Annotated in this window: 16 protein-coding genes; 5 read left to right on the top strand and 11 right to left on the bottom strand. The window is 60.9% G+C overall.

The window, feature by feature from the left end; all coding sequences use genetic code 11:
• Positions 1 to 426, top strand: a complete 426-nt coding sequence (locus L1892_RS02110) for a very short patch repair endonuclease (RefSeq protein WP_235721780.1) — start codon at positions 1 to 3, stop codon at positions 424 to 426.
• On the opposite strand, the gene L1892_RS02115 is transcribed toward L1892_RS02110, so the two are convergent.
• Entirely contained in the window at positions 423 to 1,283 is an 861-nt protein-coding gene (locus L1892_RS02115) for an NgoMIV family type II restriction endonuclease (RefSeq protein WP_235721781.1), read from the bottom strand. The two genes, L1892_RS02110 and L1892_RS02115, sit on opposite strands and share 4 nt — an antisense overlap.
• Complete coding sequence (locus L1892_RS02120) at positions 1,280 to 2,233, bottom strand: DNA cytosine methyltransferase (RefSeq protein WP_235722003.1); 954 nt, start codon at positions 2,231 to 2,233, stop codon at positions 1,280 to 1,282. Before L1892_RS02120 ends, L1892_RS02115 begins: the two co-directional genes overlap by 4 nt.
• Positions 2,234 to 2,350: 117 nt before the next feature.
• Here L1892_RS02120 and L1892_RS02125 point away from each other — a divergent pair, with 117 nt between their 5' ends.
• The 3 genes from L1892_RS02125 (at position 2,351) to L1892_RS02135 (ending at position 4,000) form a co-directional block, all read left to right on the top strand.
• The gene (locus tag L1892_RS02125) at positions 2,351 to 3,133 is read left to right on the top strand and encodes an HNH endonuclease (RefSeq protein WP_235721782.1); all 783 of its coding nucleotides are present in this window, start codon (positions 2,351 to 2,353) and stop codon (positions 3,131 to 3,133) included.
• 21 nt (positions 3,134 to 3,154) lie between these two features.
• Entirely contained in the window at positions 3,155 to 3,763 is a 609-nt protein-coding gene (locus L1892_RS02130) for a hypothetical protein (protein ID WP_235721783.1), read from the top strand.
• A 75-nt stretch (positions 3,764 to 3,838) separates the two neighbouring features.
• Entirely contained in the window at positions 3,839 to 4,000 is a 162-nt protein-coding gene (locus tag L1892_RS02135) for a hypothetical protein (protein WP_235721784.1), read from the top strand.
• A 23-nt stretch (positions 4,001 to 4,023) separates the two neighbouring features.
• Here the strand turns inward: L1892_RS02135 and L1892_RS02140 are convergent, their stop codons facing one another.
• The 9 genes from L1892_RS02140 to L1892_RS02180 all read right to left on the bottom strand — a co-directional run bounded on the left by L1892_RS02140 (position 4,024) and on the right by L1892_RS02180 (position 10,170).
• Positions 4,024 to 4,575 carry a recombinase family protein gene (locus tag L1892_RS02140; protein ID WP_235721785.1) on the bottom strand — a complete coding sequence of 184 codons (552 nt, stop codon included), beginning with the start codon at positions 4,573 to 4,575 and terminating at the stop codon, positions 4,024 to 4,026.
• Between the two features lie 160 nt (positions 4,576 to 4,735).
• The gene (locus tag L1892_RS02145; RefSeq protein WP_235721786.1) at positions 4,736 to 5,260 is read right to left on the bottom strand and encodes a hypothetical protein; all 525 of its coding nucleotides are present in this window, start codon (positions 5,258 to 5,260) and stop codon (positions 4,736 to 4,738) included.
• Positions 5,257 to 7,011 carry a type IV secretory system conjugative DNA transfer family protein gene (locus L1892_RS02150; RefSeq protein WP_235721787.1) on the bottom strand — a complete coding sequence of 585 codons (1,755 nt, stop codon included), beginning with the start codon at positions 7,009 to 7,011 and terminating at the stop codon, positions 5,257 to 5,259. The genes L1892_RS02145 and L1892_RS02150 overlap by 4 nt, the downstream gene beginning before the upstream one ends.
• Positions 7,012 to 7,069: 58 nt before the next feature.
• Complete coding sequence (locus L1892_RS02155; RefSeq protein WP_235721788.1) at positions 7,070 to 7,390, bottom strand: hypothetical protein; 321 nt, start codon at positions 7,388 to 7,390, stop codon at positions 7,070 to 7,072.
• A complete protein-coding gene (locus tag L1892_RS02160; RefSeq protein WP_235721789.1) occupies positions 7,383 to 7,751 on the bottom strand; it encodes a hypothetical protein in 369 nt (122 codons plus the stop codon). Before L1892_RS02160 ends, L1892_RS02155 begins: the two co-directional genes overlap by 8 nt.
• Before the next feature lie 65 nt (positions 7,752 to 7,816).
• Positions 7,817 to 8,626, bottom strand: coding sequence for a hypothetical protein (locus tag L1892_RS02165; protein WP_235721790.1), 810 nt, complete (start codon positions 8,624 to 8,626; stop codon positions 7,817 to 7,819).
• The gene (locus tag L1892_RS02170; RefSeq protein WP_235721791.1) at positions 8,623 to 8,973 is read right to left on the bottom strand and encodes a flagellar basal body-associated FliL family protein; all 351 of its coding nucleotides are present in this window, start codon (positions 8,971 to 8,973) and stop codon (positions 8,623 to 8,625) included. The genes L1892_RS02165 and L1892_RS02170 overlap by 4 nt, the downstream gene beginning before the upstream one ends.
• Positions 8,974 to 9,115: 142 nt before the next feature.
• Positions 9,116 to 9,469 carry a hypothetical protein gene (locus L1892_RS02175; protein WP_235721792.1) on the bottom strand — a complete coding sequence of 118 codons (354 nt, stop codon included), beginning with the start codon at positions 9,467 to 9,469 and terminating at the stop codon, positions 9,116 to 9,118.
• The gene (locus L1892_RS02180) at positions 9,466 to 10,170 is read right to left on the bottom strand and encodes a hypothetical protein (RefSeq protein WP_235721793.1); all 705 of its coding nucleotides are present in this window, start codon (positions 10,168 to 10,170) and stop codon (positions 9,466 to 9,468) included. Before L1892_RS02180 ends, L1892_RS02175 begins: the two co-directional genes overlap by 4 nt.
• A gap of 818 nt (positions 10,171 to 10,988) precedes the next feature.
• On the opposite strand from L1892_RS02180, the gene L1892_RS02185 reads away from it, so the two are divergent.
• Positions 10,989 to 12,608, top strand: a complete 1,620-nt coding sequence (locus L1892_RS02185; RefSeq protein ID WP_235721794.1) for a hypothetical protein — start codon at positions 10,989 to 10,991, stop codon at positions 12,606 to 12,608.
• Positions 12,609 to 13,221: the final 613 nt, after the last annotated feature.

Genomic DNA, 13,221 nt, shown 5'->3' on the forward strand with positions numbered 1-13,221 from the left:
GTGGCGGACCACCTTTCGCGCGAGGGACGGTCGCGCAACATGGCGGCAATCCGATCCAAGAACACGAAACCCGAGCTGGCACTGCGCGCGGCGCTGAGAGCAGCTGGTGCCACAGGCTATCGACTGCACCGCAAAGACCTCGCCGGGAGACCCGACCTCGCATTTATCCGGTGGAAGGTCGCGGTTTTCGTCGATGGCGTGTTCTGGCACGGGCACCCCGACCATTGGAATCCTGAGAAGGCGTCGTCCGAATACTGGCGAGCGAAGATTGCGCACAACATAGCCAGGGATCGTGTTGCGGACGCCGCACTCACCTCCGCCGGGTGGACAGTTGTGAGGGTATGGGATACCGAGATCAAGAAGGACGTAAATAGTTGTGCAGCAAGAGTTCTCGATGCCCTGCATGCGAGTGGTTGGCGCGGCTAGACCGCTAAATCCAACGGAAGGTCGCTGATGTCACGCAGACGCTTACCATCCACGAGGATATGAAGCATACTGATCGCTTCATCGTTCTCGGTCTCGTGGACTGCGTCGACTAACTCTGGTAGCGCGAAGTGGTAGACCGTGTCGACATCGCCAGTACCAAGCGCCAGAGATGCGAGGCGGGATGGAGTCGGCTCCGCAGTAACCACGGCGATATGGGGAGTACGACCCTTGCGGTTACGGATGATGTTAAGCGCTTCGGACCGTGCGTTCTGCGCTCTATCCGACCTCAATGTCCACTTGCATGACACGATCGCGTGGACGATCGGTCGCGGCTGATTGCTCGCGCGAATCACCGCGTGGCGCGCGCTGCCGTCATCGACCAGGTAATCGTGCGCATTGATTTCATCGTCGGACTCAGGGTGCCGAAGAACGAGCACGTCGGGACTGATGTCGTACGAGTTTCCCAGCACTGACTGTAGTGTCGGGTCGGCGTCTATGGCGTTCGCCAGGTCATCCAGGTGCGTGTAAGGCTCGTACTTTGCGATTTGGTACGTTCCGCGTGATCCCCCGACGTTCATCACCTCCCAGGTGCCAGGGCGAAGCGTGCCCAGGTGAGGAAAAGTGGCACCGATGAATCCGGCGACAGCCCCCTCGAACTGCTTTCCGGCGCGCTGTCCATCTAGCTTGCGCTCAGCGGTACCTGCTCCAAGGCGTTCAGCGATGTTCAGAGCAATTGCCCTGCTAGTCCGCTGAGAAGCGTCGGCGTTGGACGCTACGCCCCCCGACACCGATAGCGTGTGATCACGGACCAGACGCTGGTAAAAGCTCCGCCGTTCCCCTGAAATCAGAGATATCACGCTACAACCTGGAGATTCGCCTTCTTGCCAGCGTCAATGACCTTCTTAATCTGCTTACCGACTGCCTGGGCGACCGGAGGAGGGAAAGCGTTACCCACCTGCCGGTAAGCGTTGGTCTTTCGACCCGTGATCTCCCACGAATCAGGAAACCCTTGGATCCGCGCAGCCATGCGAACCGTCAGACGCGGCATCCCGACAAAGCCGGGCTCAGGAGACTCTTCCGCAAGGGTTTTGCCGTTGACGCCCAGCATCTCCCATGCGCGACGCGCGCGCGTAGGACCAAGGTCAGGACCACCGTGCTTCTTCGAGCCTCCGACGAGCGTCGGCGCGATCGCGTTTGCTCTCTCCGCCCACTCGTCGGCGCCCTCCCAACCGTTGGCTGCCATGAGGTCCTTCAAGCACTCCCCGACAGTGGGTGCGTCTTTCTTCTGCGGCGTAGGCCACTCGAACTCCGGCAGTTCTTCCTTAACCGCGACGAAAATCACACGAGGGCGCAGCTGCGGCACGCCGAAGTCTGATGCGTTGAGGAGCTTCCATCCAGGTCTGTAACCAAGATCCTTCAGCTGCTGTTCGACCTCGGTCCGGTATGTCTCGAACACAATGTCGAGCAGACCGCGGACGTTCTCCAGCATGACTGCCTGCGGCTCCAGCGCTTCGACCAGTTCGATCGCACGCGGAAACAGGTCGCGCTCGTCATCTGATCCGAGTTGCTTGCCCGCCTTAGAGAAGGGAGGACATGGAACTCCGCCCGCCAATAGGTCAACACCCTTGTAGGGGGTGGGGTCCCAGGTGAGCAGGTCTTCCTCGTGAACCGTCCATTTCGGGCGATTCGTGCGCAGCGTCTCGCAGGCATGCTTGTCCAATTCGACAACCGCCCGGTGCTTGAAGCCCGCCTTCTCCAAACCGAGAGCCTGTCCCCCGGCTCCTGTGCAGATCTCAACCGAAGTCAGCACCCGTCCACCCTTCGCATAGTTACAAACACCCTAATTTAGGGGGTAGGTAGGACAAGCAAGGCGCGCAGCGTGTCTCTCGTCCCGTCGCGACGTCTACTGGCATGCTTCGACAACATGACGAGCGGCACGCCGATAGACCCGGATGACCCGATCGCCCCCGACAGACGCCCATGGTGGAAGCCGCGCAAGCGGCTAGACATGAACCGGGAGATGAGCGGGCAACACCTCATAGCTGCGTACCTATGGCACAACCGCAAAATTGGCGAGGTCTTCACAATGCGCGAGTTGCGGGTCGCGATTGGCGAAGACGGTAAGCCAAATGACGATGAGCACTTGAATCGACGCCTGCGAGCGCTGAAGGACCAAGGGTGGCTGTTTAGCTCGTACAAGAGCCGGGAAGGGCAAAACGTCGAGGATTACATCCTGGACGCCAAAGGGGCAAGGACCTGGCTAGGGGAGAAGGTCGCCAAACGCGATGCGGTTTCGGCAAAAACGCGTCGGGAGGTGTTTGAGCGCGACGGGAACCGCTGCGTCATCTGCGGGCGAGGTGCGGGCGAACCTTATGACGAGGATCAACCCGAAGTGACCGCACGTCTGACCATCGGTCACCGTGTCGCTGGCGCACGGCTAGCCGACGCTAGCGCTGACAACCTGCGCACGGAGTGCGCACGGTGCAACGAACCCGTGAACGACTCGCCACCAGACCCAGAGACCTACCGTGCAGTGATGGCGGAGGTCAGGCGGTTACCAAGCGCGGAGCGGCGCAGACTTCTCGAATGGATCGACGCGGGCTGGCGACTACCCACGAAGACTGACCAGATATGGGATCGTGTCCGTCGACTCGCAGTCAGCGAGAAGAAGCACGTAGCGGAGGAACTGCGAAACGGTCTCACCTGATTGCCGGAGGAAGAATTGCGAATGCCTGAGGACCGTGAACAGGTCGATGTACCTACACACGGAGAGGATGCTGCGCCCACAAGACCGATAACCACCGCGTTGCGTGCAGCAGTCGAGTTCGCGCTCTACGAGCCGGGCAAGTGTGATGAGCGCACAGTAGAGTCCCTACTTTGGGGCGCACTTGGCGAATCACCCGATCTAGCACAGGCTTTGACTGGTCGCCGCGACCTCATCTTCCGTCTCGGGATGAAAGACCGAGGCGACATCGCCGGTCTCCCAGATGAAATGACGCATGATGCCGCCGTTGTCATCGAGGTCAAACTCCGTGCGGCGTTCAATTGGCGTGAGGCAACTGACCGATCACAACTCGACGCCTACGCCGATCGCAGCCCTAACGCGATGCTGATTCTGGTCGCGTCGGACAAGTCGATCAAGGACTTCCACGCGCGTGGGACAGGCAAGTACCACGCGAATGGCTCGCGGGAGTTTGAGTCCTACGACCGATGGGCTGAGAACATCGTGCCACTTGGCGACCTGCTCAAGATGCTCATCAACGTGTTGAAAGGCAGTCCGCCGGACCTATCCGCAGAGACTGTCGGACGCATCGTGGCACGAAAGGGTGAGCAGTAGGGACACACGCGCGCAAGTCTTCTGCGCTGTGGACAGGTCCGCGGTCAATGCGCGGGAGTCGATTACCGTTACCCTGTGACTGACGAGCCCTCGCCACCGCCCGGTTTCTGGGAGAACCTCCATGCGCTGCTCCATCACGAACGTGAACTGTGGGAAGCAGGAATCGACCCTCCCCACTGGTGGCGAGCCGACCGCACCGAGGAGCCCAGTCGAGCCGGCGATTTGGACCCGCAGTGAAAATCGTTATCCAGCAACAAGAATCAGCTTGCTGCTCGGTAGTTGTAGACCGTCTGTCGGGTAACGCCGAGATCGCGCGCGACCTGAGTGACGGACGCGCCCGCAGCGAGGCGCTCGGTCATCTCCGCGATTTGCTCAGCGGAGAGTGCGGGCTTGCGCCCCCTGTAAGCCCCACGCTTCCTAGCCTTCGCGATCCCCTCAGCCTGACGCTCACGGATGGTCGCCAGCTCGAACTCCGCCACGGCACCGAGCATCTGCAGGAGTAGCCTGCTCATCGGGTTGTCATCACCAGTGAAGCGAAGACCTTGTGTGACGACCTCCACGGTGACCCCAGCGGTGTTTAGATCGCCAATGATTGTCTGAAGATCAACCACGTTTCGAGCAAGCCGGTCAAGCGAATGTACGAACACCGTGTCGCCCTCACGCGCGTAGTCCATAAGCGCTTCAAGTTGGGCGCGGTCGCGGGTCCGACCACTCGCCTTATCGGTGAATGCCTTGTCCAACTCGACCCCATCCAGTTGGCGCGCGGTGTTCTGTTCCACCGTGCTGACCCGGATGTATCCAATGCGCGCCATGATGCAATCCTTGCTGATCGGAAGTGTCAATTTAGAGTCTAAGCTCTCAGTAGACACATGTCAAATATATGGAAACCGGACCCTAATTTGACAAGCTCACCTGCAGTGGGTCATTGGCGAGGAAGTGTCAATTTGGGAGTACCCCAGATGGACGGACAGTTCATTCATCCTCCACAAGCGCCCGATCCACCGTCAGCCCACGCCGAAACGCATCACGCCGGATTGCCGCTGCCATCCGCTGAGCCGTAAGGCGGCGAACCGCGCGTCGGATCAAACCCCGCCCATGATCGCCAGTGGGATCGAGCGAAAAAGCGGCAGTAGCCACGCGCCGCTGCCAGGGGCGGAGGCGGGGGGTGTCGGGATCCTCATCCCCAGTCAATGCGAGTGCAGCGGCGAAAACTTCATCGCGGTGGGGCGGGTAGCGCGTGGTCAGAACCCGGCGCTGCCCCAGGATGTCAATGGTCGGCAAGGTACCGCGTGCGATCCGCGCATGGATCGCCCCCGGAGTTACGAGTAGTCGCTCCGCCGCTTCTGCAATAGTCGCGCTTGCCGCGATTTGCGCTGCGAGCCTTGGAATTTCGGAGTACGGCACGCGCTTCGGGCGCGGAGTCTCCGGGGTCACGCCGAGCATCGCGGCGACAGCGATGGCTGGCGCGAGGTCGTCCCGAGTGGGGTTCGTGTTCATGGGCGGTGTCCTTCCATTTCAAAATCGAACAGGTCGGGGGTGACCTGCTCGGGGTCTACGGGGTCCAGATCGAAATCTGAGAAGTCATCGGGAGTAGGTGTGGGGGCATCGGATCGACCCACTGCCGCCAGCACCGATGACGGCAATTCCGGCTCATCACGGTGGTGCAGTGACTCCGCGAGGTCAATGATCCGATGTGGGATTCCGAGTGGGTGATCAGGGTCAGATTGGGTTTCGAGATAGCTGGTTCTGATGCCGAAATAACCTGGCGCGCCATCGAAATCGAGGAAACCCACACCCGATACGCGGTTAGATCCCTCCTGGGCTGAGAGACCCCGGAAATGATCCACGATCTCCTGCGCGGTACCTTGATCCACACCGAGCGTCATCATCACGGTGGTGTATTCCCTTGCGCGAAGCTGGATACGGGTGGCGATCTGATCACGGATGTCGGTGCCACCCATGACCGCCGCATTGAGCACCTGACCGACGAGGATCAAGCTGATATTGGCGGAAGCAGCTTTCTTAGCAAGGGTGCCGATCCTGGACCAGATTTCGGATACAACCTCGCGCGTCTCAGGCACTTTCGAGGCACCTGGACCTGATACCGGGACGCTCGAAAGCTCATCCAGCACAACAAGAATAGGAGATCGGTCGTGGCGGTCGGTCGAGTTCCTGCGGTCCATGATCGAGATCACATGACCGAGCAGATCACGCATCTCATCGGGTGCGCCCGCATAGCCAGCACCGACATGGGCAGCAGCATAGGGAAGGGCAAGCTCACCCTTCAGATCACCGATGAACACTTTGGCACCGGCGGCAGCAGCTTGGAGGATGATGCCGTGGACGAGACTGCTCTTGCCGGATCGAGTCTGACCCGCGATCATCGCATGGCGCGCACCATCCGACAGGATCAGCGGGATCGCCGTGTTCCTCCCCTTGTCATCGTGCCCGATTCGCACTTTCGCGAGGTTAACCGAATCCAGGTCACCCTCATCGAATGGGAGGCTGACCTGTGTGGGGTCGTGGCTGAGCACGGTGCAGCGAACCGAGAATGCGCGCCCCGTGTCGGTCACAATCGGGGGTTCGACACGGAGGATCCGAGCACCCACGGTAGCCGCAATCCCCTCCCTCGCACGCTCAATCGCCGCACGATCGATGCCACCGAGTTGGGGCAAATCGACCGTATATCCAGTGATTCCGGCACCACCGCTGATCTGAAGTGCGGGGCGAGAGTGTGTGGCGATACCCGCAGCCTTGAGCGATCCGAACTTGATGCCAGGGACGATATCGGCTTTGCGTGGGTCAAGGCTCATCCCGAGAAGCCCGTTGTGAAGCATCGCCATTGACCAGGTGCGACGCGCCAGATAGGACCGCTTCGCCCGCGCCCACTTGGGATCAGAGCGACGGCGGTGCCAGCGGATACCCTGGGCGATCACCCAAGCCGCTGGTCCGATCACGGCACCGATCAGGGAGCCAGCCAGGACGATGCTCATCATCGTGCCGAGGATCATTGTGGGGATAATGCCCAGCGCCGCGAGGATCAGCGGGAAAGCCGGGTCAAATCGGCGCGCGTTCCTCGTGTTCCGCCAACTCACCGGCGTGTGCTGATCCCACCCCGCCAGTGGACCATAAGGGGGTACACCGCCTTGCCCTACGGAGCGCTGACCCCACCGAATCTTAGCGAACCACAAGAGGATTCGCTCGGATGGCGTGTCCACGAGCGCGTTGTGTTCGTAGTAGTTCGTCATGCCCCCTCCTTTCGTGTCTACTGGGGGTAACCCCCACTTGCGTGGGGAATCGTGATGCTCAGGCGGCAAGTGCGTCTCGGAGGGCGGTCACGCGGTCCTCGCGCATCTCGGACCAGGCATCCAGTGGTGACCCATCAGCCCCGTAGACCACAACGATGGGCGCGATCCGGCGAGCACCGGGGTCGATATCATCAAGGTCAGCGATCACGCCAGCAGCGGCATCAGTATCACCGGGGATCACCGTGACCCGACCTGCGGCAATCGCATCGGACAGTCGGCGCTTCGTCCGCACGCAACCGGGGCAGAAGCCCTTTGGTGCCACCACAATTCGAGCTGTGGCAGGCGCCACTGTTTCGCTCATCCAGGTCATGTCACTCATCCCCTAAGTCATCGAAATCGGTGTCCGAGTCGGTGGCTGAAGTGGCGGGGAGAGCGCCCTTGCGCGCCGCCTGGATAGCGGCAGCGCGCGCCTCTTTCGCCTGCTCAGCGGCGATCTCAGCCGTAATCTGGGCGCTCACCGTAGCGGCGATGGCATCGACCAGCGACTTCGCCGCGCCAAGATCGGAGATCACCTGGTTGGCGAAGTCCTCGATAGCGGTCAAGTCGGCGCTCGCCTTGAAACGGCTGCGCGCGATTGTGGACCGGGCGTACTCAAGGTCTGCGATCACGCTGGTCAGAGCGGGGATCACGTCCTCGGCGTCGGTCGTGGTGCGCCGAGCGCTTGCAATGGTAGTACTCATTTCTTGTTCTCTCACTTTCCATTTGGGGTTCTTCCCGCCTCGTTTTGATCGGGGAAGATTGGTGGTCAGGGCATCTTGTAGCGGACGATCCAGGCTGCGGCTGCGGAGCACGCCGGGTAGCTTTGGCGATTGAATCCAATCCCGCCCGTAGTACCCATATCGCTGAGCGGGACAATGCAATTGACTTGAAACTGGGCGAGTTGAGTAAGCGTCGGCTCAGGCAAGTTCGCGCTGGTCAGAGGCTGAATCGCATTGGTCCACGCCGTGCGCACATCAGCCTGATACTTGCAGAATCCTTTACTGACAGAATCATTCGGGCACACCGCAGTCGATGCCGACCACCATGCTTTGCTGGGCAGGAAAGCTGACCAAGGGGAGGTCGGACTATCCAGAATCTGCGGGAAACTGGTCGGAGAGGTCAGCAATGCCCGTTCGGAGACCGTCATCGTCGGAGGCTCCTGGTCCCTGGTAAGCACCTGGACCGGCGAGAACCACGACTTACCGGACGTCTTGCTGACCACCGGAAAAACGCTGCTATCCAGCGCTTTCGCTGCCGCGACGACCTCGGCTGGCACACTCCACCAGTCGGCGGTCTTCCGAGCCACACCGGGATTGAAGATCGAATCGACCGGGGTGCGGCGAACGACCTCAGCGAATGCCCCCTCTGCGGCTACATCGGCGGTCAAATAGGTTGCGGGATCGGATGTTTCAGCGGATTGAGGACGACCGTCCTTCACTGCGTTCCAGTCGACCGACGAGAGATCCTCGGATGCGGGCTGGAACGCAGCTCCGATCCCACCGATCACCAGCCCCGCAGCCAACCACACAACAAGGAACAGCCCGATCAACGGGAGAACGCGGCGGTTGCGATTCATCGCGCACCCCCAGCCTGCCGGACCATCGACTCGCGAATGGTCTTGGCGATGGCACCGAGGTCGGCAGGCGATGACTCAGCGCGCTGCTGCGTCTCCTGTTGCACCTGCTCGCGGTCGGTCTTGGAATCGCTCTGATCTGGGAAGATCCAACCCGCAGGGTTACAGCCCGCCGCGAGAATCAGGGCAAGGGCAATGACCAGCATGAACCGGGCTTTACCCCGGAAAAGCCACGCGGTTCCTCTGGCGATCCGCCGAGCATTACGCCCCGCCACGCCAGCAGACTCACGCCACTCGCCCTCACGAACCGGGTCCGCAAAGGGGTCATAGGTCGGACCTCTCAAGCTCATCGCGGTCTCCTCTCACATCGGGTATGCGTGGCTGCCTCAGCGGCACGAGCTACCGTCGTAAGGGGGCATTGTGGACGGCGAATCACCCGGCGCGCCTCCGTGATTCGAAGCGGGACCTGGGTCGAAGGAGTCGAGATCGCGGTCATGAATCATCGCCTCCACCTGTAGGCTGAACAGCGGCGATCTTCGATTCGAGCATCTCTTTGATCCAGTTCAGATTCCCCGTCGTATCCCCCCAACGCCCGCGTCTCCCTGTCATGAGGACTCGACCCTTCGACGTGATCCAGAAGCTCCACGAGGTCGCCCACAAGTTCCAAATGAAAGACATGCTCACGTCTTCGCCCGCGAAGCGATGACTACAACCTTCAGGGGGATTGACGCGGGAATCGGTCAATTCCTGCCAGTTCGAGATGTATTTACGAATGCTCCCGTTCCACTCGACCTCCTCAATCTCGAACTCGTCGGGAATCACGAGAATGTTCTTTGTGGTGCTCATTTGATTGCTCCTTCTGTTGGGTCGTGCTCTTCAAAGTCCGAGAAGTCGTCTTGAGTGGCGTTCTCGGTGTTCGGGGGTGCGGCGGGGGCGGAATCTGCGTCATCGGGCGTCAGCAGGGCACTCAGGGCGGCAATCGCGGTCTCGGCGACCTCACGGCGCACCTGCACAGTGACTTCAGCAGTCAGATCAGCGCGAAGCTGGGTCTCAGCATCGGCGCGGACCCGGTTGGTGATCGACTCGACCTCAGCGGGGGTAAGGGCAGCGGCAGTCTCAGCCTCAGCGCGCTCAGTGGCAGTTCGGGGGCGGACGAGATCGGCGGTTGCCTGCACCCACCGAGACTTCACGACTAGAGTTCCAGGAATCACTCGGACCTGAATCCCACGAGCAGCCAGACCATCCAAAGAAAGAGCGGGAAGCCAAAGCCGGAGGCGGATAGGGCTTGCGTGATCAGGGAATCGCGCCAAAACATCATGAGCAGCCAGCCCATCCGCAATCATCACCGAAGTATCAGGATCACTCTTACGGGAAGTCTTCGAGATATCCACATCAAGGATCTCGATCATGCCCCCGGTGCCGATCACCCGATGAATCTCCGCATCAGGCACTAGTGGCGGCTCGATCAAAACCGCATCCACAACTCGCGCCAAATGAGATTTCGGAATGCCTTGGGTGGCACTCCGCACAGTAACAAAATCAGTCATTCGGAAGGACCTTTCCATTTCTCTCACCGGTTAATATAGCCACGAGAATCTCGACAATCGGATCACCCAGAAACGCGCAGGTCACACCACTATCCAAGACGAATCTCCGCGAGAATTCAGGAAAGTCCACCGAGAGAAAACGCCGCGATCAAGCAGGGGGAAGCGCCGGGAATGACCACCGCGACCATCAGGGATCAGACCGGGAGATACACCAGGTGGGCGAGGGGATGAGGCAGCAGGCAGGGGTAGCAGAGTGACAGGGGCGAAGGGGTGGGGACAACACGCGGCGAAGAGCAACTGGGGAACTCACGCGGCGACTACCCAGTACACCCCATCCGCTATATGCCCAGGTACGCCATATCAATCTCCCCACCGAGACCGAGATCAGGCGATACTTCCCTGCGAGGTCGCCCAGTCGATAGAGCAGCGAAGCGAATGGCGTGCCGGGAGCCCGCGACCGAGCACGTCATTTCTCTTTCCTTCTCTTATTCGACGGGGCGATCCGAGTCAGGAATCATTGGTCAGATCATCGGAACGAGGTGAGGAGAATTTATACGGATCTACCTGGGTATATAGCGGATGGGGTGTAATTAGAGACTTGCCCCAGATTCTGCGTGCTTGGACTGCGCGCTGGCTATATTGGGTCGTGGAAGTTCATTTCGCTCACTCGCAAACCCCGGTTCATCATTGACCGGGGTTTGCGCTTTGACGACAGCGGTCCGCGCCTTGACTATTATCATCTGAGACCATCGCGGCGAATGAACTTCCAATTCACCCTCGCGTCCTGGTCGTCATCGAAATTTGAGCGGAGGTGATTCATGGTGAGCGACACTTTGACCGATTCGGTGATGAGATATGTCGGCACCGTCACAGGAATCCTGCCGAATGTCGATAACCTGAACGACATCATTGGTCGTCGCCGGGGCTCGACGCGGCGGGCGCTCGAAAGTGCTGCGGGAATGGTCAACCATCGGACTAACCCCCGACCCAAAATCGACATCGACCCGTACGGGCGTCGCGCGCTGATTACCGGCAGCGGAGCCCTGAACGCATGCGACTCGCAATCCCCTCTGTGCCCAAGGTGCGCTCATCGAGTCACCGAAGTTGCGTGGGATTCGGCGATGATTCACCTGGACGCCGAGGCGAACCCGTGGACTGGGAAGGTACAGGGAAAGCTGTGGCTGATCACCGCCCTGACCAGGGATGATTGTGGTTTGCGCGAGCAGTTCGAGGTGATCAAGCGGTATCTCGAAGCGCTGCGAGGGGACACCAAAGGCGCCGGGATTCGGCTGCTCCTCGGCGTCCGCGAGGTGAATGCCAGAATCACCTGGGAGAGCTTCCACCCCCACGTCCACGCGGTCATCTGGACGGCATCGGAAACCGCCCCTGATCTGCGAAATCTTCGCATGGCGCTGCGGCGACATCACGGCTCAGAACTCACTGTCAGCCACCTCGACATGCGCGGCGGGGCGGTCACCCCTGAGAACGCGAATGAGCTAATCCGATACTGCCTCAAAGAATTTCAGCCCATAGCATCGGATCGCACTATCGACTCCATCGCCACAAAGGGAGCGGGATTGCCTGGGCTGCTACGCCTTTCGGAGCTACCAGGTGGGCTCGGAGTCACAGCACGAGGCATGGTTGACCGACTCATGCTCGCGCAATACGGACGAGCACGGGAAGGTCATCTACCTGCATCGAGCTTGATGACAGCGCAGCGCAGACCCACAAAGAGTCCGGGTAGTAGCCACTTCCGTGGCATCAAGTTCCAAGATTGGGATGCCTACGACCGATCGCATCCCGCACAGGTGAAACAGGGCGTGAGGGATGCCGTGGACTGGGCGGGGTACTGGATGCTGCCTGAGGGGACTGACCCGCGTGCGATCCCAAGCGACGAGGAGCTTACCGACCGCTCGCGCTGGGCTGAGGAAATGGGTGATCCCGCCGCTGAGGCGCACGCGCTGGGCAACCGCTGGGATACCCTCATGGCGCAGGAGCGGGAGGACCAGGCGGACAATCACCCAACCCCAGAAATGATTGCTGACCAGGCGCGTGAGGCGGCTGAATGGGGTGATGGAGCGGACGCGGAACGCTGGGCGTGGGAGGCGTTCTGGGCGGCGGAGGCGGAGGGAAACAACTCGACCTCCACACCGGAGCGCGAGGGTCGAGAGTGGCGTGGAGAATCAATCCCCTTGGACACGAAGGGTTTTCGTGATCGCACGCGCGGCATCCGTCGCCGCACGAGGCGCGTCTCCATCACCACCCGATTGAATGTCAATCGCAGAGAGAGCAGGGATCGCGCTCCCCCTCGATTCTGCGCAGGGGTCGTCACGCGAGCCCGTCCACACGAAGTCCGTACCCCGCGCCGCATATTCGTACGAGTCGATGTTTTTCACCCCATCCTTCGAGCGGGTCCACCACCCTCCGGTGAACACTGAATCACTCGCGGTAGCCGCCTCCCCCGGCTCGGCACAGGGCTTAGAAGACATCACGACGATTGCCAGCGGTTGCCGCACGCCAGCTTCGCCAGCCAAGAACTTCCCGAGCACTTGATCCAGCTCTCCGGCGCTGCGGGGGTCCGATGTCGGGCTCGCGATTTGCAGGTCTTCGCCGGATAGCCCCCGCACCTGCCATCCTTCCGGCACCACGAAGTCCACGCGCAGTCCATCGCCCAGCGCGACCACCTGACGCTCCGACTCATCCCCGAAAGCCGCCTTCGCGCCGATCACGGCAACCGTGATCGTGAGGGTCGCGGCGAGAACTGCGGCGACAATCGCGGCGAGAAGACCACGAGGCGTCCGCAGAAACGCGAGTACGCGGTCCAGGAGGGGCTCAGACGGGCGCTGCGGGGATGGCGAAGGTGCCTGGGGTGGGAATGGGGGCTGGGGAGGATACGGGGACTGTGAGGGCTGCTGCGCGTACGCCCCGGTTGGACCCCACGGGGGCTGATGCGGTGGTTGTGGCGGCGGCGTGGTCATGGCGAGTCCTCCCTGTTACCCTATTTTGGGGTACACGATACACATTTGGGGTATCGCACCCCAGAGGGGAACA

The organism is Gordonia tangerina, from assembly GCF_021556435.1.
GTDB classification, from domain to species: Bacteria; Actinomycetota; Actinomycetes; order Mycobacteriales; family Mycobacteriaceae; genus Gordonia; species Gordonia tangerina.

Coding starts and splice junctions, on each gene's coding strand:
- L1892_RS02185 (WP_235721794.1), top strand. CDS start 10,989: ATGGTGAGCGACACTTTGACCGATTCGGTGATGAGATATGTCGGCACC.
- L1892_RS02130 (WP_235721783.1), top strand. CDS start 3,155: ATGCCTGAGGACCGTGAACAGGTCGATGTACCTACACACGGAGAGGAT.
- L1892_RS02155 (WP_235721788.1), bottom strand. CDS start 7,390: ATGAGTGACATGACCTGGATGAGCGAAACAGTGGCGCCTGCCACAGCT.
- L1892_RS02170 (WP_235721791.1), bottom strand. CDS start 8,973: ATGAGCTTGAGAGGTCCGACCTATGACCCCTTTGCGGACCCGGTTCGT.
- L1892_RS02125 (WP_235721782.1), top strand. CDS start 2,351: ATGACGAGCGGCACGCCGATAGACCCGGATGACCCGATCGCCCCCGAC.
- L1892_RS02175 (WP_235721792.1), bottom strand. CDS start 9,469: ATGAGCACCACAAAGAACATTCTCGTGATTCCCGACGAGTTCGAGATT.
- L1892_RS02150 (WP_235721787.1), bottom strand. CDS start 7,011: ATGACGAACTACTACGAACACAACGCGCTCGTGGACACGCCATCCGAG.
- L1892_RS02165 (WP_235721790.1), bottom strand. CDS start 8,626: ATGAATCGCAACCGCCGCGTTCTCCCGTTGATCGGGCTGTTCCTTGTT.
- L1892_RS02140 (WP_235721785.1), bottom strand. CDS start 4,575: ATGGCGCGCATTGGATACATCCGGGTCAGCACGGTGGAACAGAACACC.
- L1892_RS02160 (WP_235721789.1), bottom strand. CDS start 7,751: ATGAGTACTACCATTGCAAGCGCTCGGCGCACCACGACCGACGCCGAG.
- L1892_RS02180 (WP_235721793.1), bottom strand. CDS start 10,170: ATGACTGATTTTGTTACTGTGCGGAGTGCCACCCAAGGCATTCCGAAA.
- L1892_RS02145 (WP_235721786.1), bottom strand. CDS start 5,260: ATGAACACGAACCCCACTCGGGACGACCTCGCGCCAGCCATCGCTGTC.